This window comes from Synechocystis sp. PCC 7339, from assembly GCF_019924095.1.
GTDB lineage: Bacteria > Cyanobacteriota > Cyanobacteriia > Cyanobacteriales > Microcystaceae > Synechocystis.
The window spans coordinates 1373320-1398248 of record NZ_CP063659.1 but is presented as its reverse complement, the minus strand read 5'-3'; the positions used below and the strand labels follow the sequence as shown (position 1 = coordinate 1398248).

Genomic DNA, 24929 nt, shown 5'->3' with positions numbered 1-24929 from the left:
GCTAGGGGGGATATATCTTGAGCCGTCGCCGGAATTTAACTAATTGGTATAAGACCCCGTTGATTCCGTGCTCGAATCAGCCCACTCAAGCAATAATGACGAACTTTTACCGAAACTTGCAGATTAGGAACGCTTTTGGGAAAGACCCTAAATTTGTCCTGTTTCCTGCAACAACCAAAAGCCGGCAAAAGCTTCACTGTCCGGGCTGGCTTGAATGGCTAAAAAGTGAATGCCCTGGGCTAATTTTTTCGCCTGTTCAAATCCCTGGGCTTCCTGTTCACTGATTTTATCGGTGACATTGGCCACAATCCAGCTATCGCTAGCTCCGGTTTCTAGGCGCATAATGGGTCGGGGGTTGGTGTTGTATTGCAAATAGCCCAATTCCAATCCTGATAACCAAGCCGCAAAGGGTAAGGCCCTGGGGGAAAAAAGGATCAGACCGGGAATGCGACAATCGGCGGGCAACTTGTAGGGAGAGAGAGGAAAACTTTCCCCAAAGCTAATTTCCCAATCGGGTAAATCATTGAAATCGGCGGCGGCTAAACTGACCAAGGCCCACTGGTCACCCCGATCGCCCCGCACTGCATCGGGTAAGGCAATGGCATTGAGTTCTGGATACTGCACCGACGTGGAGGAGGCCAACTTGGGGTCATAGTCCGGTTGTTGGGGATAAAAATTTTCTAGGCGATCGCCCAACCATTGCTCCAGCACATAGGTACGACGGCTGGGGGCCGGGGGAATGCCAGCTTCTTCACAGGCTTTGCTGATCATGTTACTCATCTGCCGCCGGAAAAAACGGATCTTTTGGGGCATCTGACCCGCTTCGGAGATCGCCGCTTCGATGGCGTGCCGGAGCCAAACGGAATTGACGGTGGAACTGGGGCAATATTGGCTATAGCGGAACAAATCCCCTGGCGACTGTTGCACGGACTGGGGAGATTCACAAATTAGTACTTCCCACACCTTTTTTTCTTCATCGTCCAACAACGGCCGTGAATAAAAATCCAATTCCCAGGTAACGCCCATATATCAATTAAATGTTTGTCAAAGCCAGCCCAAAAGAGCTAACCGCTATCCTATCAAGCAATTGTCCCCGGGTTGCCATCGTTCCATGGCCCAGGCCTATAACTGCCCTCATCACCATTGTCGGACCAAGGCCACTGAGCTTAAGATATCTTGGGAAACAGGAGGTAAGTCATCCAAGCTCTGCACAATTATTCCACTGCCTCTGTTTTCGTCCTCCATCGCCCTAGAACTTTACCAAATATGATCTCCCAGCCCCAAGGATTTGCCCGCCTTAACCGTTCTTCTTTCCGTTTTTTCCCAGCCCGTTGGTTAATGGTGTTGGGTTGGGGCGTAGGTTTAATGGCGTTGGGGTCAATACCGGTAACGGCGGTCACCATGGCCCAGGGCACCGTCACAGAACGCCAAGTCCGCGCCTTGATCGAACAATTTGATGCGGTGGCCAACCAGCACGACACCGATCGCCTGGGGGAAATTTACAGCCCTGAATTTAGCAACAGCGACGGTCTGACCTTTGCCCAAATGGAAACAACCTTGCAACAACTCTGGGAAACCTATGGCAATTTGACCTACAGCACTGAACTAAAAAGCTGGAAACAGGATGGGCAAGCAGTGGTGGTGGAAACTTTGACTACCATCAAGGGTGAACGGCCTTGGCTGGGTCGCACTGCCCAACTGAATGGAGAAATTACTTCCCGCCAAACCTTTATGGACAACAAATTGCTGCGCCAGGAAGTGTTGACCGAAAAAATGACCCTCACTGCCGGGGAAAATCCACCGGAAGTGGACGTTAATCTGCCCCAGCAAGTGCAGGCGGGCCAACAATTCGATTTCGATGTTATTTTGCGGCAACCCATTGGGGATGACCTCCTGGCGGGCACGGCCTTTAGTCAAAAAATAGACCCTAATAACTACATTGATCCTTCCCAGGTGAAATTGGAATTATTGCAGGCCGGGGGGTTATTCAAACGGGCGATCGCCGGCGATGATCCCCAGTGGTTGTCCGCTCTATTAGTCACTCCAGAAGGTATGGTGTTGGTTACCCAGCGTTTGGCCGTTGTTCCCTAGAGAAACTTTAATGGTGACGAGAAAATTGGTTGGAGAATGTGAAAATTAAGCAAACTATTGCCAAGCCATTCCTAAAATGGGCTGGGGGTAAGGGAAAGTTAATTGAACAATTGGTTAATTTCTTTCCCCCGGAAATCACCACTGGTCAATTGACTAAATACGCGGAGCCTTTTATTGGTGGTGGGGCGTTGTATTTTTATGTTGCTCAGCATTACCCCCAGATAGAAAAATTCTTTATCTCTGACTGCAACCAGCAATTAGTTTTGGCTTATAAAACTATTCAGCAAAATGTTGATGATCTAGTTGATTTTCTAAATCAGTTACAGCAGAAATATTATTGTTTCGATCAAGATGAAAGAAAAGATTTTTTTTATCAGCAGCGATTAATATTTAATAAGAATGTTGCCGAAATAAATTTAGAGAAGTTTAGTAAATTGTGGATAGAACAAACTGGCTTACTAATATTTTTAAATCGCACTTGTTTTAACGGTTTATTTCGAGTAAACTCCAAAGGAGAATTTAATGTACCCTTTGGGGATTATAAAAATCCCAAGATTTGTGATGCTGAAAATCTTCAATTAGTAGCTGGTTTACTTGCAAAAACAGAAATAAAATTTGCTGATTTCAGGGCGAGCAACAATTTTATTGATTCTGCAACTTTTGTTTATTTTGACCCGCCCTACCGTCCCTTAAATAAAACTTCTAGTTTTACTTCCTATGCCCAGGGAGATTTTAACGATCAGGAACAATCAAGATTGGTGGATTATTTTCGTGTACTTAGTGACAAGAAAGCCAAGCTCATGTTGAGCAATTCCGATCCTAAAAATGTAGATGAGAATGATAATTTTTTCGAAGAATTATACCAAGATTTTCGTATTGAAAGAGTCAGTGCCGCCCGCATGATTAACAGTCAAGCAGATAAACGGGGCAAACTCAACGAATTGTTAATTACCAACTACTAAGTCTTGTCAATCTTCCTTAAAACTTCAAATACTCTGCTCCATCTAAACGAATGGTGGTGCCACTGAGAAAATCCTGTTGTAGTAAATATAGCGCCGCATCGGTGACTACTTTGGGATTGCCGGTCATTTTTAAAGGAATACGTCGCTCCGCATAATCCCGCATAAACTGTTCCGGATCCGGGGCTTCCGGAGCTTCTAAAATCTGCCCCAGGGCGAGGCCATTGACGGTGATATTGGGGGCTAATTCCAGGGCTAAAATTTCCGTCATATCCCACAAACCCCGTTTGGTGAGACGGTAAACAAAATGGTCTGGCCGGGGTCGGGGAATACGGGCATCGTTAATATTAATAATTTTCCCCTGGCGATCGCCGGATACCTGCTGGGCAAAGGCCTGGGACAACTGAAAGGGAGCCCGGAGGTTAACCGCAAAAATCCATTCCCAGAGATCGAGATCCACTTGAAAGAATTTATCTTCCAGGGGAAAAACCGAGGCACTGTTGATCAGAATATCCACCTGACCAAATACTTCCTGAGCTTTGGGAATAACCGTTTGGGTCGCCTGGGCATCGCTCAAGTCAGCAGAATAGACAAAAGCTTTCCGGCCCAATGCCTCCACCTCTTGCTGAGCCTCCAGGGCCCCTGCTTGTGAATTGCCGTAATGAATGAAGACGTTACACCCCGCTTCTGCCAGTGCCACAACTAGGGCCCGACCAACCCTTATGCCTCCCCCGGTGACCAGGGCTGTTTTTCCAGTTAATTCCATCGTAGTTAGTTAAATTCCTGAGCCTTGGGCGATTACAAACTGAGTCGGGTGGGCAGACACAAAAACAAATTTGCCATTGTGCATGGCTATGTAGTCAAAATAATTGCCAATAAATGGAAGATAATTTAGGCTTCAACCTTTACACCCCGCCAAAAAGCAATGTAGCCTTTAATGTTTTCCGCCCTGGGTTTGGGATCGGGGTAATACCAAGCTGCATCGGGGTTTGTTTGGCCGTCCACCACTACGGTGTAGTAACTGGCGGTGCCTTTCCAACCGCAAACGGTGTTGGTGTTGCTGGGCTGGAAATACTGGGGATGGATGCTGTCGGGGGGAAAGTAGTAGTTGCCTTCCACCACTTCACATTGATCGCTGTCAGCGAGGACGACCCCATTCCAGATTGCTTTGGCCATGGTTTAGGACGGGTAAAGTAAACGCCTTGGATTATAGCCCTTTCTGCAATCAAACCAAACCGGAACGCAGAGCGATAACGGCGGCCTGCACTCGGTCATCGACGGACAATTTATTCATGATGCCTCGTACATGGGTTTTAATTGTGTTGGTGCTTAGATATAAGGTTTGGGCAATTTCTTGGTTACTTTTTCCTTCCACAATCAATTTCAATACGTCAATTTCCCTTTCCGAGAGGCTCGACACGTCGGCTTGGCCTTCCGGCACTGGCGGTTTGAGATTTTCCACCACTACCCGGGCAATTTGGGGGTCTAGGTAGGTGGCTCCATCCTGGGCGGCGGCGATCGCCAAAATTAAGCGCTCCAAGGTGGCCCCTTTCACACAATAGGCATCGGCCCCACTGGATAAAGCGGCGATAATCTCATTGGGCAGGGTGTGGGAAGTTAACACCACAATATGAATCTGAGGGGAAGCTTGTTTGATTTGTTTGGTGGCTTCAATGCCATCTAGCCCAGGCAAACCAATGTCCATCACGATCAAGTCTGGGTTTAGGGCCGCCGCTTGTTGCACCGCACCATAGCCATTATCTACTCGACCGATAATTTCAAAACGCTCATGGGCCCCCAAGGCTTGCTCTAACCCTAATTGCATCAATGGATCATCTTCAACGATCAAAATTTTCATAGGCGGGCAAGGCTCGATTTTCACCCTATGGGGGGAAGTAAAATCCATTCCAGTGTAGGCAAAGTTTAGATAGTAATCTCCAGTGCTTAGCAATTCTTTGTACTTCATCGGTGATTACTATCACGGTAGGGGTGTCGATGCAGAAAGGGGATTTGCCCACTGTCGCATTATCCCCATGGGGGGGAAGAAATATTGACCATATTAAATAAAACAGTGTGCCCCGTCGCCCATTGTCAGATTTTTCATTGATGCTGATTTACTTACCCAAGTCCCTCCGCCGGAGGCTGGCCAAAACTTTGCCGTCTTTAGCATTGGCGATCGCCCTGAGCCTGTGCACGGCATTAGCCTACGGAATGTTAGGCCGGGGGCAACAATGGCTTAGTTTGGGCTTGGGACAGGGCATAGCCCTAGCGCTCTGGTGGCAGGGCACCAACATTATGGCTCTGGCTTTGGGGTTAACCATTGCCCCTATGATAGTACTAGGAGATCCCCCCCTGGCATTGGCCCTAGGGATGATTAGCACAGTGGTGGTGCTGTTAGCCGGTTGGGGACTGAATATGCTGGAGTTTTCCCCCCAGGGTCAACGGCTCCAGGATGGCATGGTCTTTTTGCTAGCGGGGGTGGGGCTGGGGGCCACTCTAACGGCGATCGCCGCGCTGTTGTTATCTCTCTGGCAGGGGGATAGTCGTATTTGGTGGACAGGGGCTTTGGCCTGGTTGGGTAGTGCCACCGGCATTTTGCTAGCCACTCCCCTGCTGTTCAAGCTTAGATATAGTCGCTGGACTTGGCCTTGGTCAACCCAGATTGATCGGCTCCGACGCTTGGAAGCCCTGGTCTGTGCTGGTCTTTTGTTGATGTTAGCCAGGCTAATCTTTACCGGGGATGACCTCATTCCCTTGGCGGATCGGGGAGCCATCTATACCCAACGGTTGGAGTATTTACCCTTTCCCGTTGTGGTTTGGGCCAGCATTCGCTTTCCGGCCTGGGGGGGAATTCTCTCCACTTCAGGCTTGGCCCTGTTGGCGATCGCCGCTACGGTGCAGGGCCATGGCTCTTTTAACGTCCAAAGTGCCGACCAAAGCGGGGCCATGATTCTCCTGCAGATGTTTTTTTTGGTTTTAGGCACCACCAGTCTATTGTTATCGGTGGCAGTGAGGGAAAGGCGCCGCACCGAAGAGCAATTGCGGGGCAGTTGGGAACGGGAACGATTATTGGCGGAGGTGGCCCTACGGGTGCGGCAGTCGTTGCATTTGGGCACCATTTTCCAAACTACGGTGACGGAAGTGCGCCATTTATTGCACACTGACCGGGTTTATATCGCTCTTTTGCAGGGGCATAGTCCGTTGGCAGTGGTGGCTGAGTCCTGCAGTCCTGACTATACCGTCCCCCTCAATGCTCAGAATAGGGCTTCCCAAAAGTCAGAGGAAATGATAATTGAAACCATTCCTAGCGAAGCAATGGTGGTCCATCATCCTGACCAATTGACCAAGGGGGACTCACTGCGGCGTAGTTTTTTGCGTTATCAGGTGAAAAGCTTGCTGGCCATTCCCCTCGCTACGGTGGATGGCAGGTTGGGCATGATTGTGGTTCATCACTGTCAACAGCCCCGCCATTGGCAAAAGGCTGAGGTGCGTTTACTAGAACAATTGGCCACCCAAGTGGCGATCGCCATTCAGCAGGCCCAACTTTATCAACGGGTACAAACCTTGAATGCCAATTTGGAAAAGCAAGTGGGGCAACGGACCGCCGAGTTAGAGGACAAAATGGCGGAATTACAGGATCTCCAGCAAATGAAAGCTCTCTTTGTCCAGGCCATTTCCCACGACCTCCGCACTTCCGTCATGGGCTTACTGATGGTGCTGAAAAATTTATTAACCGCCAAAGGGGATAGCCTAACCCTGCCCCGCCATCTCCTCGATAGTCTGATCCGCAGTGGCGATCGCCAGTTAACTCTCCTCAATGCCCTCTGTGAAGAACAAACTGCCGAATGTCGCCCCCTCCATCTTGCCCCCCAAGCTCTGCAACTCCAACCCTTTTTGCAACAAATTTGTCACCAATGGCGATCGGCCTGTGAGCAACATCAGGTAAATCTCAACCTAAAATGTGACGAGACCATACCTCCTCTCCAGGGAGACCCCCACTACATCAAGCAGGTATTCGACAACCTTTTGGGCAATGCTCTCAACCATAATCCCCCAGGTATTGCCCTCACCCTGGCGGTTCAACCGGAGGGCAATATGGTGCGCTTTACCCTCAGTGACAACGGTAAAGGCATGGCCAAAGACCAGTGCGAGCATCTTTTCCGGCTCTATTTACGCAACCGCCATAACCAAAGATTGACCGGTATTGGTTTGGGGTGTTATCAGTCCCGGCAAATTGTCGAAGCCCACGGCGGCCATATTGGTGTTACCAGCAGTCCGGGGCAAGGTTCCCATTTTTGGTTTACCCTCCCCTTAGCAATTTAGTTATTTGAATCTTTGATTGGGATCTTCTATTAACAACTTACCAAGGCAAAGTTGTGCCATCCCAACTATAAAATGTACCACTATTTTCCGGTTTTACCTGCAATAAAATTGCCATTAATTGTTTAACAGTGCGCTCCACAGTAAATAACTTTTCCGGGGGAACATTTTTCTGAAATGGTTGGGACAAAGAGGTATCAGTGGTACCAGGATGGAGCAAAATTACTGCACATTGGGGCGCAACTCGACGATATTCGATCGCCGTATTTTTCAAGAACATATTCAGCGCCGCCTTAGAAGCTCGATAACCGTACCATCCACCCAACTGGTTGTCCCCGATGCTCCCCACTTTAGCGGAAATGGTGGCAAAAACACTGGGGGAAGCATGGCGAAAATGGGGTAGAAAGTGTTTGGCTAACAACACTGGGCCAATGCTGTTAACGGCAAAATATTGCTGTAATTGGGATAATTGTAAATGGCGCAGACTTTTCTCCGGTGGGTTATCTTCCACATGGAGAATGCCCACACAATTAATTAGCCAATTAACTTCGGTTTTGCCCAACTGCTGGCTGAATTGTGCAATCTGGCTTTCTGAAGTAATATCCAACGGCACTAGGGTTAAACGGTCAGGATTTTCCCTAGCTAAATTTTCCAACTCGGCGATCGCCTGGCGGTAGGTGGCCCAAATTTTGACCGGAAAGGGAACTTGGGTAAGGAAATAACGCACAAAACCTAAACCAATGCCCCCGGATGCCCCCACTATGACCACCGTTTGGGGATGATTGTGGGCTGGAAAATTCTGGTTTGCCATGGATTCAACCAACCAAAAAATGGTTAAGGATTAAGGAAATGGAAGGTAAAGGGCAAGCGGGCATAAATACCCTGGGGATCATTGAATTGGGCCAACTCTGTCAATTCTCGCTCCAACTGTTGCCAATTGCTTTGCAGAAATGGTGGTAGGACGACGGAGTTCTGGGTGAAACTATGGCTGAGATTGCTCCATAGGAGGGAATTTAGCCCCCTTGGAGTAGGATATTCCTTTACTTGCCATTGCTCTCCCAACTCTGCTTGGGCCGCCGCTAAGGTCAAAGCCGTTTGCAGTCCCCCCAGTTGATCCACTAGCCCAACTTTTTGAGCTTCCAGCCCAGTCCAAACTCTCCCCTGGGCCACGGAATCCAAGGCGACGGAGGGTAAATTGCGGGCACTACCTACCTTGTCTAAAAAAACGTCGTAAACTCTATCCACCGCCCGTTGGAAAATAGCTAACTCCAACTCGGTTTTGGGTTTAATGCTGGAACCCACATTGGCCAACTCTCCAGTGGCCACTTCGTCCCAGTTTAACCCCAGACGATCGCCTAAATTTTCCACGTTAAAGAGAATGCTAAATACCCCAATGGAACCGGTGACAGTGTTGGGTTGGGCAACAATTTTTTCCCCAGCGGTGGCAATCCAGTAACCACCGGAAGCCGCCACATTGCCCATGGAAATAATCACTGGTTTCTGGGCCTGTAAAAGCTCCACTTCCCGCCAGATAGTATCCGCCGCACTGGCGCTACCACCGGGACTATTAATTCTGAGTACCACCGCTTTAATGTCATTATCCTGACGAATGGTCCGTAATAGTTCCCCATAGCGATCGCCGCCGATATTTTCCCAAGTCCCCCTACCATTAACAATGGAACCTTCTAGGTAAACAATGGCTACTTTGGGGCCTTGGTCGTGGCTTTCGGCTTCCCATGTTTGCAGCCGATGGTATTCAGCCAAACTAATTTTTCTAAACTCCTGTTCTTCTTCTTCGTCCGCTTCATCGGAGTCATTAATCCAAACCCCTGACTGTTTTAACTCCGCCAAAGCTTCATCCCAATAGGTCACTTTGTCCACCAAATTTTCCCTTAGGGCTATGTCGGCAAAGAGTAAACCTTCTTCATTGGCGATCGCCTGGAGTTGGGGCACTGTTAATGAACGATTATCAGCAACACTGGTTAAATAAATTTGCCAAATTTGCTCTAGCAGGAGCTGTTGTTGCTGGCGATTTTCTGGACTTAGGTTTTCCCTGGTGTAAGGTTCAATGGCCCCTTTGTAGCTACCTACCCGCAGGGTCTGGACCCCAATGCCAGCCTTGGCCAACGCTCCAGTAAAAAAAATTGGCTGGGTTCCCAAGCCGTTCATTTCCACCCCACCCATGGGATTAATTAAAATGGAGTCGGCAGTGGAAGCCAAATAGTAGCCTAGTTCACTATAGTTAAGGCCGTAGGCAATAATCTTTTTGCCCGATTGTTTAAATTTAGCTAAGGCCTGTTGCACTTCACTTAAGTTGGCATAACCTTCCACTTGGTTACTGCGACGACCATCAATTAACAGAGCCACAATGCGGTCATCTCCGGCGGCCTTTTCAATGGCATTAACCACCGTTCGCAGGGGCAATATTTCTTCCCGATTGCCCAGTAAACCCTGCTGTAAATTGAGGGTGGGGCTGGTGTCCCGAATGGGGGTAGCTAGATCGAGAATGAGGGCAGTTTTTTCCTCCAGTACGGGGTCTGCCTCAGCCGCAATCAGTACGAACAACAACACCAAACTGCTAGCCCCAAGGCTAAGCAGAACCACAATGGCCGCCAGTGTTCCCAAGAAACTAGCCACCATTTGCTGGAAAAAATTCTTCATGCCGGCTGACTGCGTGCTAATTCCTGGAGGGCTTTACGGTCAAGTTTAATCTCAATTTGATCGTTTTCCTTGGTGCCTAGGGTGCGGTAGGCGGAGCCTAGATAGAGGGGTTTGGTTAAACCAGGTTGGGGATGGATTAAAGTCCTAGCCCGAATGACCATTTGTTCATTGCCATCGGTGGAAATGCGGCCGAGGGAAAAGTAATTATTGGCGGCCTGTTTGAGGGTGGCTTCCACTTCCGTGGGGGATACGGTCACCGGCACACTAATGACAAGTTGATTAGCACCATTGTCATACACCCGATTGAAGCGCACCGACCCTTCCACCGCTGGGCGGTCAAACATGCCTAAACCGAGGCCAAAAATACCCACTGTTAAAACCGTCATGAAGCTCGTCACCCCCACCAGGCGAAAGCGAAATCCCCAACGGAAGATAAAGGCCAGCACCATGAAAATAAAACTGGCGATCGTAGCGTAGGCGGACCAACGAAGATAAATGGTAACGTCCATAGGTAGGGAGAGAATTACGTCAACAAATCTAACAGAAAATGCAGTTAGTTAATCTTCATCCCCCCGATCGTCAACGGCCAAGCTTGCTTTATTTACCTGGGTTGGATGGCACGGGTAAATTGTTTTATCGGCAGCGGCCGGAGTTGCTTGATTACTTTAACCTGCTAGCTCTGCGCCTGACTCCAGGGCCTCTTCCAGACGATTGGTCGGCGATCGCCAAGGGATTACACCAATTAATCCAGCAACAGGAGGGGTTAACGTTGCCCCTCTACTTCTGTGGAGAATCCTTCGGGGGATGCCTAGCTCTGGCCTATAGCTGTTTATATCCCCAGGAAGTGGCCAAGTTGATTTTGGTCAATCCCGCCACCGCCTTTGACCGTCGTCCTTGGTTACAGTGGGGCATTCCTTTCCATCAGTGGTTGCCCAGCGCTCTACAAACGGTCACTACCCTCACCGGGTTACCCTTTTTAGCCGCCGTAGAACGGTTACAGCCCCGGGATCGTCGCCAATTGCTCAATGCCATGCGCTCCATTCCCCCGGCGATCGTGGCCCAACGGTTAGCTCTATTGCAAAATTTCAACCAACAGGGATTGGACCTGGGAAAAATCAGTGCCCCCAGCTTAATTTTGGCCAGTGGTCGGGATTTACTACTGCCCTCCGTAGAAGAAGCTCACAAGTTACAGGCCCATCTTCCCAAGGCGATGGTGAAAATATTGCCCCACAGCGGCCACGCCTGTTTGCTGGAAAAAGAATTATCCCTACAAAAGATTTTGCAAAGTTCCCAATGGCTACCGGAGCTAGTTTTACTTAACAAAAATTCATGAGCCCCGGCGGGATTGACCCTTGATTGTGGTCTGCCATTCGGACTACATTGCAAAGATTAGAGAAACTTGTTTAACAAAAAACGTCGTAATTTTTGCGACCACCACCTTATTAGAGAATCCTTTAGGAGAACCCATGAATATTGCCGTTGTGGGACTGAGCCATAAGACAGCCCCGGTGGAAATTCGCGAAAAACTCAGCATCCAAGAAGCTAAGTTGGAGGAAGCGTTAACCCATCTGCGGAGTTATCCCCACATCGAAGAAGTCACTGTCATTAGCACCTGTAACCGCCTGGAAATTTACGCGGTGGTGACGGACACGGAAAAGGGGGTGGTGGAAATTACCCAATTCCTTTCCGAAACTGGCAATATTCCCCTGGCAACCCTACGTCGTTATTTGTTTACCCTCCTCCACGAAGATGCGGTCCGCCATTTGATGCGGGTCGCCGCTGGGCTGGAAAGTTTGGTGCTGGGGGAAGGGCAAATCCTCGCCCAAGTGCGTACTACCCATAAGTTAGGACAGAAATATAAAGGGGTGGGTCGTCTGCTCGATCGCCTATTTAAACAGGCCATTACCGCCGGTCGTCGGGTCAGAACTGAAACGGATATTGGTACGGGGGCTGTGTCCATCAGTTCCGCCGCAGTGGAATTAGTCCATCGTCAGGTAGATTTATCGAGCCAAAAAACTGTCATTATCGGGGCTGGTAAAATGGCTTGCTTGCTGGTGAAACATTTGTTGGCCAAGGGAGCTACAGACATCACCATTGTTAACCGTTCCCAACGCCGTTCCCAGGATTTAGCTAATCAATTTCCCCAAGCCCAACTGACCCTCTGTCCCCTCACCGAGATGTTTACGGCGATCACCGCTGGGGACATTGTCTTCACCAGCACTGGGGCGACGGAACCAATTTTGGATTGCCAGAACTTGACTAGCTGTGTAGTTAACCGCAAGAGCTTAATGCTAGTGGATATTTCCGTGCCTCGGAACGTGGCGGCCGATGTCCATGGCATGGAACAAGTGCGAGCTTTCAATGTGGATGACCTCAAGGAAGTGGTGGCCCAAAACCAAGCCAGCCGTCGGCAGATGGCCAGGCAGGCAGAGGGGTTACTGGAAGAAGAAATTGCCGCCTTTGACCTCTGGTGGCGATCGCTGGAAACGGTCCCCACCATCAGTTCCCTTCGCAGTAAAGTGGAAGACATCCGGGAGCAGGAATTGGAAAAAGCGCTCTCCCGCCTAGGTAGCGAGTTTGCCGAAAAACACCAGGAAGTGATTGAAGCCCTCACCCGGGGCATTGTCAACAAAATTCTCCACGAACCCATGGTGCAACTGCGGGCCCAGCAAGACATTGAAGCCCGTAAACAATGCCTGCGCTCCCTCAAAATGCTGTTTGATTTGGAGGTAGAAGAACAGTTTGGTTAGAACTTGTTAAGAGCTATTCCTCCCTAGTAAAGCGAGGAAGGGGAATTTCCGCTTGTAAAAGTTGCAAGACTCCCCCACTCGTTGGTTACAGGGGGGTTAAACCCGAATTGTTTCCCGTTTCCGGTTGTTGAGTACCCAAAACCTATCTCCCTGTTCTTCCATGGAGTCGTTTTCCCTTTTGGTCCCCGTCCCAAAGGCCCAGCCAAACTCCTAAGCTAGAATTATCGAGGAAGACATTAGATTAGCGCCGAGGACAACTAGGCCATGGCATTGGTTCACAGCGGGGTAATTGAGAACTATATCCAACGGGTGACCGAGTTAAGTCAATCCACCCAGCGCATTCCCACCAGCGCTGAACTAGAGGCGATCGCCGGGGAGTTGGGCATTGAGCCGGAGGAGATCCAGGCCGCCCAAAAACAGGCAACCGACCATTTCACCAGGGCCCAGGGCTATATGCGTTTGGGCTATTGGGATGATGCCATTGCGGAGTTGGACGATGCCATCGCCTTTAACCCGGGAAAGTCCCAGTTTTTGCTCTGTTCCGCCCAGGCCCACTTTGGTAAGTGGAAATACCATCACCGTAGCCAGGATGCGGATCAAATGCATTTACGGGTGCGCCAATGTCTATCTTTAGACCCTAGTTGTGAAGAAGCGCTGAATTTGCTGGGGGAATTTCGACGGCGGCAGAGGAGCTATTTCCGCACTTTAATGGGGGGTCTGATCTTTGCAGGGGCTGTGCTTTGCGGGGGGGGAATATACTATTTTCTCCAGGGGGGACTGCCGTTTGTAATCGAAGAAAAGGCCCGTTTGGAAGATTTACAAAACACTATCAAAAGTCAAAACGACACCATTGCCCAACTGATTGGGGAGCAGAAAGCCCTACGGCGGGAGTTTGAAGCTGCTCTAAATCAGCAACGGCAAGAAAATCGTCAGAGCAGCGATCGCCTCAATAAGTTACAAGCCCGCTTTAAATATCTAGAGGATAAGGTCAAAGAATATCAAACTCCCCCCATTGTGGTGCCGACCCCAGCCCCTACTCCTCCCCCGGCCCAGCAGAACTAGTCTCCGCCAGTGGTGGATGGTCACAAAAACTAATGGAAGGTAAATTCCAGAACGCTCCCCCTAGGGCGGAATATTCAATGCCGCAAAAGCGATTCCTCACCGCCGAAAGGGAATAGGGACTCACCAAATAAATAAAGGGTAAATATTCCTGCACCTCCATCTGCATTTGGTCGTAAACCAGACTGCGTTCTTGCTGGGGAATAATTTGGGAAGCTTTTAGGGCCAAATTGGCAATGTTCTGCTCCCAGGGAGCCACCGTTTGTCCTTGCAACGGCTGGGCGCCGGCCTGGGGATGCTGGTTAAACATATGCAAATTGCCCTTAACGTACCAAACATTAGGTATATGGGGATCGTTGCCCCCGGTCAGTCCTAAAACCACCGCATCCCATTCCAAACTATTGCTTAATTTGTCCACTAACACGCCAAAACTGATGGGACTAAAGTCCACCTGAATGCCCAATTTACTTAGATCTTCTTGAATTTGGGTACCCAAAGCTTCCCGCACTTTATTGCCGGCGTTGGTGTTGAGCACAAAGCGGACACGGTTACCCTGATCATCCAATAATTGTTGTTGATTGTTGTAGGTAAACCCCCCGGCTTTTAGTAATGCTTGCGCTTTTTCTGGGTCATAGCTATAGACTTTGACATCGGGATTAAAAAAGGGAGATTGCACAGGAATGAAGGAATTTTGCTTTTCCCCCAGTCCCCGATAAATGTTATTAACCATTCTTTCCCGGTCAATGCCATAGGCGATCGCCTGGCGGAAATTAAGATTATTAAACCAGCGAGATTTAATTGGGTCCACGAGGGGTTTGCCCTGGCGCTTACCTTGGTTGAGATTAAAAGTTAAATAGGTACTGGTGTAGGTAGGACCACCGTTGTAAATGACGAAATTACCCCGTTCCTCTTCCTGTTTGAGCAGGGAAAAGGATTCCGGCGGCACTCCCAGGGAATCTAAACTACCAGAACGAAATTGCAGCAGGGATGTATCGGTGCTTTCCACAATGGCCCACACCACCCGGGGAATATAGGGTAGGGATTCACCGTTGGGGCCCTTTTCCCAGTAGTAGGGATTCTTACTAAAAATTACCCGTTGGCTGGTGACGTAGCGGGCTAATTTATAGGGACCGTTGACCACAATTTGATCCGGGGGAGTGTTGGTGCCCCAGGTGCTCAAAAGTAAAGGATTACCATTTTCATCGGTCTTTTCCACCGTTTCCCGCAGAATATGGGCGGGCAAAATCGGAAATTGGGCTGTGTCTAAAAAGGGGGCAAAGGGTTCTGGGATGTTAAAAGCCACCTGGCGATCGCCTACTTTTGTGATCTTCGGTTCGGCCTGACTTTCTCCCACCTTCAAACCGTCCCGGTAATTATTGGGAATTTTGGGGTTTAAATAAAGATCATTGTAGGAAAATAGTACGTCATCGACGGTGAGGGGTTCTCCGTCCGACCAGCGTAGACCGTCCCTGAGGGTAAAAGTGATGGTCAAATTATCCGGCGAAATTTCCCAACTTTGTGCCAAAGCTGGTGTTCTTTCCCCAGTGAGGGGATTTTCCCTGATTAGCCCTTCGTAGATATAACCAAAAACGTTGGGGGATTCCTGGGACAGCACCGCGTTGAAGGTTTTGGGGTCACTGAGCACGGAAAAAACCACCTGGTCCTTCAGTTCCGGTGAAAAACACCCTCCCAGGGAAAAGGCCATGACTAGGCAACACAACACCGTACTGATTAATTTTTGCCCCCAACTCCGACCGGACGGATAATTTTGCTGGCCTGGATTTTTTTCCCTGGCGATCACCGTCTTTCTTTGCTCCACCACCCTACTCATTGCTATTTTGTTTACCCAACGCATAAACTGCCCCCGTGAACACCGTCAATATGGCCAAGCTAATGGACCAACTCCCCCCTAAGCCCCATTTAACGCCCCAATTACAGAGGGCTCCCAGGACGAGGAAGGGCAAAATACTCATCACCGAAGCATAGAAAGCATTCTGGGCTTCCCTCGCTTCCCTGGTACGCTCATATTCCTCCACAGAAGTGTAGAGGGAACGCTCCGCAAAATTAAACCATCGTTGCAACTGTTCAATCAGCCAATTACGCCCGGCGCCCCAGGTTAGGTAAAGCCCCAATGCCCATAGGGTAGCACCGGCAATCATCGCCGTATTGATGGGAATTTCGAAAGGAATCCAGTCCATGAGCATGGGGAGCGCTATTTGAAGTTTTTAGGATCTTAACAAAACCCCTGCCCCCCACCACGGCGATCGCCCCTAGTGGGCAGTAACGAAAAATTTAAATTCAGCCCAAATTCAGCCATGAATGTTCATTTCTAAAGCATGGATAAACACGAAAAAGAAAGCCGCCACTGAAGCAATGGGCGACCTCTAGCAATCGGAGGGTGATATTGACTTTATGTCTTATCTTCAGGTTAAGGCCGGAACGGCGGGCTTTATGTAGCCTATTTGACGAAAGTTGCCGTAACTAAGCTTTCCCCGTATAGATATGTAAGGGTTCCTTGACAAAGCGAATGTAAAAGTGTTTGAACGTGGATCGCAATACCCGGGGCAGTCCAAAATCAATAGGCATCAACACTTCCGGTAGTTTCCAATTTTCCACTAGGAAATCCCGGGGATGGGCGAGAGGAAAGGTCAATTCAGCGGCGGTGGGATTGAGTCCTAGGCGTTCCTGGGCGGCCATGGTGGGAATAGTAGCGGGGTCTAGTTGCAAAATATCGGTGATGACAAAATCCAGGGCAAACACATCGGGGCCAGCGGCCAATAACCCCACTTCCCTGGGGTCACCGTGCATCGGGCCATTGCCTTCATGGGCCATAATGCCATCCAAAATAGTTAAATCCGGGGCGATCGCCTTGGCAGTTTCCACCAGCATTTCCCCAAAGCGATTCGCATCCTTGCCAGCTTCCATGTGCCACCAAGCCTTCATTTTGCCGGGGACGCAACCAAATAGGTTTTTCACCCCCATGGTCATGGTCAATTGGGAATGGGATTTGAGTTTGGGTAGGTTGATCACCACGTCTGCATCCATCGCTTCCTTGGATAGACGTAAATGGTTGAAATTATCACTATCAGTGGCGTAGCGCCCTCCTCGGAATTCTACAATGGGAATGTCCAACGCCTGCAATAGGGGTAAATAGCCATTATTTTCTGCCACACCTCGGGCTGACCCAAACGCAGGACTATCCCCCATAAAAGGCTTACCGCCTGCTTCCTGCACCAGTTGGGCCACGGCGGCCACTATTTCGGGACGGGTAATACATTCTCTGCCCGGTCGGTTGCCAGTTAACAAGTTGGGCTTTAGCAAAACCCGATCGCCTGGCTTAACAAAGTTGCCCATGCCCCCCAAGGGTTCGAGCAAAGTTCTCAGGGAAGCCAGTAAACTTACTGCTTCGTAGGATTGGGCACGGAGCAAGCTAACGGGTTTGACCATGGTAGCGGTAAGTGATTGTAAACAAATGTGAACATAAACCTATTTCCGATTCTAGTCACATCAGACTCAAGATGCCAGTTTGGGGGACAGTCTCTAATATCGGGACTTTGAGAACGATAAGCCCTTAATAATCACCAAAAATCCCGTTTATAATCGATTAACTGATTGGGGTGAAAAGTATGGTTGTAGAACTCACCGAAAGCAAAACTTTGTATGACACCGACTATAACCTCTGGGTGTTAGATATGGCGGCAAAACTTAAAAGGCAAGAATTTTCTGCCCTAGACTTAGAAAATTTAATTGAGGAGATAGAAGATTTGGGCCGGCGAGATAAGCGAAAACTTGAAAGTCTGCTCATGAAATTAATTGAACACCTCCTAATTTTGCAGTATTGGCAGGCAGAAAAGTACAGAAATAGGGGGCATTGGGAACGGGAAATCTTTAATTATCGTAAACAAATTAACTGTCTTTTAGCAGACAGTCCTAGTCTTAATAATTATCTGAACAATAAATTTCATTCTTGTTACTTAGATGGAAAAAAAATGGCAAGCAAACATTCTCAACTTCCCCTCAGCACTTTCCCAGAAGCTCCCATCACGACCCTGGAAGATTTACTAGATGAGGATTGGTTACCGGAATAGACGAAAACTAGAATTAAGTTTATAACTAATCAATGAGGTAGATGTTATGGGTGCTGAACTCGGCAAAACTAATACAAATCTTTATAATGCCGATTACAATCTTTGGGTCTTGGAAACCGTTGCCAAACTAAAGAATAAAGACTTAGATGATCTAGACTGGGAAAATTTGATTGAGGAGATAGAAGACTTGAGTCGGCGCGATAAACATAAACTACAAAGTCTTCTCAATCATATTTTTGAACATCTCCTTTTGATTGTTTACTGGCAAGCAGAACTTGTTCGGAATCAAGAGCATTGGGAAAGGGAAATCTTAAATTTTCGCTTACAATTTCTTCAAGTATTGGAGGATAGTCCGAGTTTGCGTAATTATGCAAGGGATTATTTAGCTGAGGGGTATAAAAGAGGCAGAAAATTAGCGGCCAAACACTCCCAACTTCCACTTAGTACATTTCCCGAACACCCTATTGCTACGCTTGAACAGGCAATTGATGAAGATTGGTTACCCTAGGCGATCGCCGTTGGGTTTTTGGGGTAGGTTGAAGATTGTAGATTGCCGGAAGCCACTATTTAATGAATGATGCCAGTACGGCGGATTCCATGACAAAGTGGTAAAATGGGTGACAAACATAAGTAAAAATTCACCGAAAAGTAAAATGCCTGCTCTATCAGTGGACATCAGAGAGAATAGTCAAGACCTATGAAGGCGGTCAAACCTCGATTAGAAAAGTAGCAAAGCAGTTTCAAGTGAGCAAAACAACGGTACAGGATTTGCTTAAACTAAAACGAGAAACGGGACAAGTTTGTCCAAAAGCTCCAAGTGGAGGGAAACCTAGTCAGCTGATGGGGAGAGAAGAGCAGGGTATAGCAATGGTGACAGAACATCCCGATTATACTCTTTCAGAATACTGTGAGCTATGGCTAGAAAGAACTGGTATTAAAATTAGCGAATCTACCATGTGTCGCTTCTTACAAACCCTGAGATTAACACGAAAAAAAACAAAAAGGAATCGCAAAGCTAGCTCAGAAGAAGTTCAACAAGAAAGGAATATTGGCATTTAATTGTGAAAGAGAAACCTGAAAATTTAGTATTTCTTGACTAAATGGGCATCTTACTGGGAATTATGCGAGATGTGCCGAGAAGTCTTATGGGAACTAGAGCCTATGACTTTGATTCTGTCTACAGGGGCACCCGTCTCAACTATGCAGGAGCGATGAGTTTGTTGGGGATTTTATGCTTAAAATTATTACCTAAATCTATGAATGGAGAACTGTTCATAGATTTTGTCAAAGAAGAACTCATCCCACAACTCTGGGAAGGTGCTGTCGTTGTTATGGACAATCTCAATGCTCATAAAGTTCAAGGAGTCAAAGAAATGATCGAAGCGTCAGGAGCCAAGGTGATTTATTTACAACGCTACTCCCCAGATTTTAATCCCATTGAACATTTTTGGTGGGAACTCAAGGCTTTTATTCGGAGATTTAGACCTCAAGACAAAGAATCTGTTGAAAACTTAACAGCAATCGGCATTATTTTAAATTCTGCCACAATTAGACGGAACTATTTTACTCATTGTTGCTACTATTATACTTAGACGCGAAATCCGCCGTATACCTCTAAGTGTTTATCAATTGAAGATAGGGAAAAACAATACATTTTATGGTTCTAGTCCTGGATGGATAGTAGCGATGTCAGCCTTGGCGATCGCCGTTTTGTGCCCAATTGCCATAATGCCATACCAGTCTTAAAAAGACGGATCAAATTGGCGAACCTTTGTTTATATTTTGTAAAATTTTACACTGGGTATTTTCGATTGAATAGTTGCTAGGCTTTACCAAGCCACAACCCGTTGAAATGCCTCTTGGTAATACCGCAAAGTTTCCTTATCGGCACAAACAAAAGCCACCAAACCGATCGCCAGATTAGAAAGGAGAAAATTACTAACAGTTTCTAAAGCGATGCGAGCCGCTATTTCCGGGGGAAAACCCATGGCACCACAGGCGATCGCCGGAAAAGCCAGACTACGAATCCCCTGGGACATCGCCAACTGCAAACAATTTTGGTAGCAACTAATTAATAACTCTTCCTCACCGTGGTTCCCCCCTTTCCATTTTGGAGCAACAGTATGAATCACCCACTTGGCCCGGAGATTAAAACCAGGGGTTAATTTAGCGCCGCCCACCGTACAACCCTGTAAATCCCGGCAAGCCTGCAACAATTCTGGCCCCGCCCCCCGATGAATAGCCCTGGACAAAGCACCACTATCGGACAAATTACAATCCGTAGAATTAATAACAGCTTCCACTTTTTCCTTGGTAATATCCCCCAAGCGAGGGCCCTTTTGGAAAGCATAAAGTAAGTCAGAATGCCCCGCAGAACGATTATGATTGCGTCGATAATTCTGGGCACTGGACATCTTGCGGTAAGACTTAAACTGTCGCTCATTCAGCTTTTCTTCCAAATCTTCCAATGCCGCCGCTTCCGGGGCAGACATCGGTAAATTAGCTCCCATAATCTCCTGTCGAGCTGACTGTAACACCTTACCAGCTCCACCATAGTCTCCCCGATCCACCCGTTCCATGGCTTCCTTTTTGGCCCGGGCCGACATCATTAATGCCACCTGTTGTTGCACTTCTTGGTTGAGGGGTAGGGCTTCAAATTCCGCTTTAGTCAGCACTGGCAACTGGAAGCTAGCGGTTACAGTCTGTTCCTGCCTCTCTCCATTTATCCAACTGAGCATCACTGTCCCCAGGGACTGTTCCTGTTTCAGAGCCGGGACTTTTAGCCGCACCACCACATCAATGGGATTGCCATAAATGAGATTGGGAAGCTGGGAGCGGCCTTGGTTGTCCGACTCAAAATCATTCAACAGATCTAAAACCTGCACACCGGCCTGGGAAGTAGCCGTCAACGTCACTCCATTGCCATAGGTAGAAACAAGACCCTGCAATTCCCGCTCAAAAATAGTTGGTAGTTGTTCCGCATCGGCAACGTAGTAATAATTACCGTCCCCACTGCGGGCCATGGCTTCTAGCAAATCTTCGTTGTAATCATCCCCTAACCCCAGGGTGGTGGTACTAGCTCCCCGTTGGGCTAAACCATGGACATCGGTGGCAATGACATCGGGGTTTGTTTCCCCTCGATTAGCTAAACCATCGGACAACAAAATAATCCGGTTCAATTCGGCATTGAGATTCTGGCTAACCTGGATGCCCCCCTGAAGCCAACCACCGTGCAAATCAGTACATCCCCCAGGACTTACCCCCTGCACTAAGCGTTTTAGCTGGGCTTTATCCTTTGCTAGCGTACTAGGAATAAGGGTTTGCACCTGATCATCAAAAATGGTCACACTCAGGCGATCAACCGGAGATAGTTGATCAATGGCGTAGCACACAGCTTGGCGGGCATAGGTGATTTTGTTATGGCCTTCCATGGAGCCGGAACGATCAATGACAAAACCAAGGTTCAAGCTCGGTCGGGATTTATTGGTTTCCGGTGGGGGCGGTGGGTTAATGCGGATAATTAAATCCAACGTTGTTGCCCGTTCAGAACAAACGGCATTTTTGAGGGGAATAAAACTAACTTGGGGCGTGTTCATTGGTTAAACCTTTTTTTCTTGATTGATAAAAGACTTTGTAAAACCCGTTGCAAAAGATTCTGTTGCTCCTGATGGGTGCTGGGTAACAAAAAATCGTTGCGGACATGGACTTCTAAACCAGGCAGAATCACTAGCCTCGTCCAAACGGAAGGGGTTGGTAATAGTGTTTTTTCCGACTTAGAACCAGCGGATTCCTGAGCTTCCCTGGACTGATATTTACCTGGAACAGATTTAGCTGACCTTTGTTGAATTTCTTCCAGAAAATTAAGGGCAGGATTAGCGGGGGTTAGGGTTAGCACCACCCCGCCCTGGAGTAATGCTTCTAATTCTTGATTGGTTTTCGATTTGGCTAAGCTATCGATGGCACTAGCGCCGTAACCCTCCACCAATAAACGCCTTACCAATAGGGTTTGTAAAAGATGTCGGTAGATATAGCGGGCTTCTCGGCCTTCTTTGAGGGGTTCATCCAACAATCCCATGCCGGCGTAATGCCTTACCAACCGGGAAGTTATTTCCTCCCGCACCCTCGTATGGGACTTTTCCTCCGGTAGAAATTGGGGCAATAATCCGTTGACTATCTCCACAAATTCCTCCAGAGACCAGGGTTTTACCGCTTGGCTGAATTGTTGCAATGTGCTCATGGAACTATCCTAGTCACTCCCACCAGAAATGTCAATGACAAATTTAGTTGGCACTATTGTGACGAACAATAATACTAAAGAAAACGAGCGATTGCCTGACAATCTGGCTGTCCAGTCTCGCCAGAAAAAGAGCAGGTTTCTTCCCTCTCAATTTTCCCTAAACAATCTTTTAGCTTGATATCGTCTTTACCGTCACACTGGTGACAGATACTTTATGAGTCTGGTGATATTTCATCGAGGGAAAAGCAACTGGGTGAACATGGGGGCCCAGATTGTTTAAAGCCTCCCCCCATTTATAGGGGGCAATTTTCCCCACCATTGAACTGAGATCAACAAAAAAACAAGATAAACTGAGGCTGAGTCCGCCCAAACCTATCAGACCCTTACTAGCCAATGGATCTGCTCTGCACCCGCCCCGGTTGTGCCCGTTTAAATTCTTTTCCTGACCTGGATAATCGCAACACTCTGCAAACAGTGCAACAAAGGTTTTGCACCAGTTGTCGGATGCCGCTGATTTTGGCAGGCAGATATTTGCCGGTGAAACTTCTAGGACAGGGCGGCTTTGGGGCGGCCTATCTGGCCCTGGACCGATTTACGCCCACCATGCGTTTTTGCGTGGTTAAGCAATTTCAACCGTCGGGGAATTTAAATCAAGAGCAATTGGATTTAGCTTTATCCCTGTTTGAACGGGAAGCGGTGGTGTTGGAAAAGTTGGGCAATCACCATGATCAGATTCCCGATTTGTTTGCCTACTTTCCACTGTTGGTGGACGATCCCCGCACCGGGAAACAGGATCAATTTTTTTATTTGGTGCAGGAATTTATTAACGGTCAGGATTTGGAAAAGACCGTTGAAAAACATGGCCCCATGACGGAAGCGGAAGTGCGTTGGGTGCTGACGGAAATGCTCAAAATTCTTAGTTTCGTCCACGGTACCGGAGCCATTCACCGGGATATTAAGCCATCCAATTTAATGCGGGACCAAGAGGGTAAATTGTACCTGTTGGATTTTGGAGCAGTAAAGCAGGCCACCGCCGGGGTGGGGGCAAGCAACGAAAGTTCCACAGGTATTTACTCCATGGGTTTTGCGCCGCCGGAACAGATGGCTGGCAACCAGGTTTATCCCGCCACGGATTTATATGCTTTGGCTGTAACCTGTCTTTACTTGTTAACGGGCAAAACAGCTCAGGATTTGTACGACGCCTACCATAACCAGTGGAATTGGCGATCACCTGGTTTGCAGGTTAGCCAACCATTGGCTGATGTGATTGACCGTTTACTTTTACCCACCCCCAAGGATCGTTACGCCAGTGCGGAGGAAGTTCTGGCGGTGCTCAACGGCGGTAAGGGTAATCAGGGTAAATCTTCCCCTGGGGCCGTAGCGTCCACTCCCCAAGGTGCCAATACCCAACTTCAGCCAACTCCAGCAAGTTCTGCTCCACCCCTAGCACCCCCCAAAAACCCGGGTAAAATTAGCCAAGCGGTGCGCAATTTACCGGTTGTAAAAGTGCTTTTCCAAGGGGCTTTAACCGGTTCCGTCGTAGTTTTCTGGGGCATTATTGCTGTCAGCCTCTTTCCCCAAACCAATATTAGTTTAGGTATTTTGGGCATGGTGGTGGCGGGGATAATTTTTGCCCAATTTAAGCGCTGGTTAGAAGTAACAGAAATGTTGAGCCTTAATACTTTAACCATTTTGGCTTTGTTGGCTGTACCGAGCTTGAGCCGCTGGCCCAGGATTGTCGAACTGGCTGCCCAACTTGATTTCCCCGTCCTAGTCACGGTCATTATTGCCGCTCTGGCCGGGGCGATCGTCGTTATGGCCAGCATTGCTCTGTTTTTGCTAATTCTCAAATTATTATTTGCGGTTTTAAGTAAGGTTTAAACTGCCACTTTGGGCCGAGAAAAAATTACCTGTAAACGGTCTAGATCCAACTCATCAAAGCGGTCCACGGCCCAGTTCGCTTGCCGTTGCATAAAGTGATAGGGGTAAGTGTGGGCGATACCAACCACCCCAATGCCAGCCTTTTTCGCTGCTTCAATGCCGGCAAAGGTATCTTCAATCGCCAGACAATTTTCTGGCAACAGGGGAGCGGTATCATCCAAGAGGCTATCAGCCACCGCTTGGCTTTGACGCCATTGATTGAGTTTGGTAATGGCCAATTGATAACCGTCTGGTTGGGGTTTGCTGCTGGTGATGTCATCCCCGGCCACAATGACCGGAAAGTAGGATGCTAGCCCGGCCCGGTCTAGGACATATTCCACTTCCGCCCTCACGGCCCCCGTCACCAAGGCGATCGCCAATCGTTGTAACTGCAACTTTTCCAGAAACTCCTTCAGCCCTTCATAAATGGGTAGGGTTTCCAGGGCCACCAGTTTGTGATGGTAGCTCTCCGCTTTACGGTCAATTAACTTTTGTAGATAGCCTTCCGTTAGCCCCCGACCCCGATGTTCAAACAAATCCACCAAACAGGCTCGGTCGCTGTGGCCTAAACAAAACTGTTGGTAATCGGCCGGGGTGAGGGGACGCAAATTTTCCGTTAGGAGCAACTCGTCAATTAGGGCCCGGTGAATGGCTTCGTCGTTAATCACCACGCCATTGAAGTCTAATAACACTGCCTTTAACATTTGACTGTCTCCTCTTGTTCCCTCGGCCGATGGGACTGACGCCACATATCACCATGGTAATCTTTCCTTTGCTAGAGCCAAGTATTAATACCCATCTCCGCTAAAATCGGTTCAGGGTCAGGTCAGCCCCAAGGTTAGTT

At 48.3% G+C, this 24929-nt stretch carries 25 protein-coding genes; 11 read left to right on the top strand and 14 right to left on the bottom strand.

What is annotated here, in order from left to right; all coding sequences use genetic code 11:
* Positions 1-147: 147 nt before the first annotated feature.
* Positions 148-1026, bottom strand: a complete 879-nt coding sequence (locus IQE94_RS06590; RefSeq protein ID WP_223342947.1) for a Tab2/Atab2 family RNA-binding protein — start codon at positions 1024-1026, stop codon at positions 148-150.
* Between the two features lie 240 nt (positions 1027-1266).
* On the opposite strand from IQE94_RS06590, the gene IQE94_RS06585 reads away from it, so the two are divergent.
* Together IQE94_RS06585 and IQE94_RS06580 are read left to right on the top strand one after the other, a co-directional pair.
* Positions 1267-2091 (top strand): hypothetical protein, encoded by an 825-nt coding sequence (locus IQE94_RS06585; protein WP_223342946.1) that lies wholly within the window; start codon positions 1267-1269, stop codon positions 2089-2091.
* Positions 2092-2129: 38 nt separating this feature from the next.
* Positions 2130-3053 carry a DNA adenine methylase gene (locus tag IQE94_RS06580; RefSeq protein ID WP_212716950.1) on the top strand — a complete coding sequence of 308 codons (924 nt, stop codon included), beginning with the start codon at positions 2130-2132 and terminating at the stop codon, positions 3051-3053.
* A gap of 16 nt (positions 3054-3069) precedes the next feature.
* Here IQE94_RS06580 and IQE94_RS06575 read toward each other — a convergent pair whose 3' ends face one another.
* From IQE94_RS06575 to IQE94_RS06565, 3 genes are all read right to left on the bottom strand, one after another.
* Entirely contained in the window at positions 3070-3816 is a 747-nt protein-coding gene (locus IQE94_RS06575) for an SDR family NAD(P)-dependent oxidoreductase (RefSeq protein ID WP_212716949.1), read from the bottom strand.
* 125 nt (positions 3817-3941) lie between these two features.
* A complete protein-coding gene (locus tag IQE94_RS06570) occupies positions 3942-4226 on the bottom strand; it encodes a DUF427 domain-containing protein (RefSeq protein WP_190599342.1) in 285 nt (94 codons plus the stop codon).
* Between the two features lie 49 nt (positions 4227-4275).
* Complete coding sequence (locus IQE94_RS06565) at positions 4276-4908, bottom strand: response regulator transcription factor (RefSeq protein ID WP_194013936.1); 633 nt, start codon at positions 4906-4908, stop codon at positions 4276-4278.
* Between the two features lie 248 nt (positions 4909-5156).
* Here IQE94_RS06565 and IQE94_RS06560 point away from each other — a divergent pair, with 248 nt between their 5' ends.
* On the top strand, positions 5157-7373 hold the full coding sequence (locus IQE94_RS06560; protein ID WP_223343205.1) for an MASE1 domain-containing protein: 2217 nt from the start codon (positions 5157-5159) through the stop codon (positions 7371-7373).
* A gap of 37 nt (positions 7374-7410) precedes the next feature.
* Here IQE94_RS06560 and IQE94_RS06555 read toward each other — a convergent pair whose 3' ends face one another.
* The 3 genes from IQE94_RS06555 to IQE94_RS06545 are packed head-to-tail and all read right to left on the bottom strand — an operon-like array spanning position 7411 to position 10540.
* A complete protein-coding gene (locus IQE94_RS06555) occupies positions 7411-8181 on the bottom strand; it encodes an SDR family NAD(P)-dependent oxidoreductase (protein WP_212716947.1) in 771 nt (256 codons plus the stop codon).
* Between the two features lie 23 nt (positions 8182-8204).
* Positions 8205-10031: a signal peptide peptidase SppA gene (sppA, locus tag IQE94_RS06550; protein WP_212716946.1), complete on the bottom strand. Its 1827-nt coding sequence runs from the start codon at positions 10029-10031 to the stop codon at positions 8205-8207.
* Positions 10028-10540, bottom strand: a complete 513-nt coding sequence (locus IQE94_RS06545; RefSeq protein WP_212716945.1) for a Ycf51 family protein — start codon at positions 10538-10540, stop codon at positions 10028-10030. Before IQE94_RS06545 ends, sppA begins: the two co-directional genes overlap by 4 nt.
* 38 nt (positions 10541-10578) lie before the next feature.
* On the opposite strand from IQE94_RS06545, the gene IQE94_RS06540 reads away from it, so the two are divergent.
* The 3 genes from IQE94_RS06540 (at position 10579) to IQE94_RS06530 (ending at position 13843) form a co-directional block, all read left to right on the top strand.
* Positions 10579-11364, top strand: coding sequence for an alpha/beta fold hydrolase (locus tag IQE94_RS06540; protein ID WP_212716944.1), 786 nt, complete (start codon positions 10579-10581; stop codon positions 11362-11364).
* A gap of 133 nt (positions 11365-11497) precedes the next feature.
* Positions 11498-12781 (top strand): glutamyl-tRNA reductase, encoded by a 1284-nt coding sequence (hemA, locus tag IQE94_RS06535; protein ID WP_212716943.1) that lies wholly within the window; start codon positions 11498-11500, stop codon positions 12779-12781.
* A gap of 264 nt (positions 12782-13045) precedes the next feature.
* Positions 13046-13843 (top strand): hypothetical protein, encoded by a 798-nt coding sequence (locus IQE94_RS06530; protein ID WP_212716942.1) that lies wholly within the window; start codon positions 13046-13048, stop codon positions 13841-13843.
* Here IQE94_RS06530 and IQE94_RS06525 read toward each other — a convergent pair.
* From IQE94_RS06525 to IQE94_RS06515, 3 genes are all read right to left on the bottom strand, one after another.
* Positions 13815-15695 carry an ABC transporter substrate-binding protein gene (locus tag IQE94_RS06525; protein ID WP_212716941.1) on the bottom strand — a complete coding sequence of 627 codons (1881 nt, stop codon included), beginning with the start codon at positions 15693-15695 and terminating at the stop codon, positions 13815-13817. The genes IQE94_RS06530 and IQE94_RS06525 overlap by 29 nt on opposite strands.
* Complete coding sequence (locus IQE94_RS06520) at positions 15664-16044, bottom strand: hypothetical protein (protein ID WP_212722298.1); 381 nt, start codon at positions 16042-16044, stop codon at positions 15664-15666. The genes IQE94_RS06525 and IQE94_RS06520 overlap by 32 nt, the downstream gene beginning before the upstream one ends.
* Positions 16045-16321: 277 nt before the next feature.
* Entirely contained in the window at positions 16322-17287 is a 966-nt protein-coding gene (locus IQE94_RS06515; RefSeq protein ID WP_212716940.1) for a DUF362 domain-containing protein, read from the bottom strand.
* Positions 17288-17466: 179 nt separating this feature from the next.
* Between IQE94_RS06515 and IQE94_RS06510 the strand changes: the two genes are divergently transcribed.
* Positions 17467-17928, top strand: a complete 462-nt coding sequence (locus IQE94_RS06510; protein WP_212716939.1) for a DUF29 domain-containing protein — start codon at positions 17467-17469, stop codon at positions 17926-17928.
* A 46-nt stretch (positions 17929-17974) separates the two neighbouring features.
* Positions 17975-18436 (top strand): DUF29 domain-containing protein, encoded by a 462-nt coding sequence (locus tag IQE94_RS06505; protein WP_223342945.1) that lies wholly within the window; start codon positions 17975-17977, stop codon positions 18434-18436.
* Here IQE94_RS06505 and IQE94_RS06500 read toward each other — a convergent pair.
* Entirely contained in the window at positions 18428-18604 is a 177-nt protein-coding gene (locus IQE94_RS06500) for a hypothetical protein (protein WP_212716937.1), read from the bottom strand. The two genes, IQE94_RS06505 and IQE94_RS06500, sit on opposite strands and share 9 nt — an antisense overlap.
* Between IQE94_RS06500 and IQE94_RS06495 the strand changes: the two genes are divergently transcribed.
* Positions 18565-18987, top strand: a complete 423-nt coding sequence (locus IQE94_RS06495) for a transposase (protein ID WP_370630537.1) — start codon at positions 18565-18567, stop codon at positions 18985-18987. The two genes, IQE94_RS06500 and IQE94_RS06495, sit on opposite strands and share 40 nt — an antisense overlap.
* A 41-nt stretch (positions 18988-19028) precedes the next feature.
* Positions 19029-19520 (top strand): transposase, encoded by a 492-nt coding sequence (locus tag IQE94_RS06490; protein ID WP_223342944.1) that lies wholly within the window; start codon positions 19029-19031, stop codon positions 19518-19520.
* 237 nt (positions 19521-19757) lie between these two features.
* Here the strand turns inward: IQE94_RS06490 and IQE94_RS06485 are convergent, their stop codons facing one another.
* Both IQE94_RS06485 and IQE94_RS06480 read right to left on the bottom strand, forming a co-directional pair.
* Complete coding sequence (locus tag IQE94_RS06485) at positions 19758-21524, bottom strand: macro domain-containing protein (RefSeq protein ID WP_212716934.1); 1767 nt, start codon at positions 21522-21524, stop codon at positions 19758-19760.
* On the bottom strand, positions 21521-22165 hold the full coding sequence (locus tag IQE94_RS06480; RefSeq protein WP_212716933.1) for a MerR family transcriptional regulator: 645 nt from the start codon (positions 22163-22165) through the stop codon (positions 21521-21523). The genes IQE94_RS06485 and IQE94_RS06480 overlap by 4 nt, the downstream gene beginning before the upstream one ends.
* Positions 22166-22558: 393 nt before the next feature.
* Between IQE94_RS06480 and IQE94_RS06475 the strand changes: the two genes are divergently transcribed.
* Positions 22559-24046, top strand: a complete 1488-nt coding sequence (locus IQE94_RS06475; RefSeq protein WP_212716932.1) for a serine/threonine-protein kinase — start codon at positions 22559-22561, stop codon at positions 24044-24046.
* On the opposite strand, the gene IQE94_RS06470 is transcribed toward IQE94_RS06475, so the two are convergent.
* Positions 24043-24789, bottom strand: coding sequence for an HAD family phosphatase (locus IQE94_RS06470; protein ID WP_212716930.1), 747 nt, complete (start codon positions 24787-24789; stop codon positions 24043-24045). The genes IQE94_RS06475 and IQE94_RS06470 overlap by 4 nt on opposite strands.
* Positions 24790-24929 lie beyond the last annotated feature (140 nt).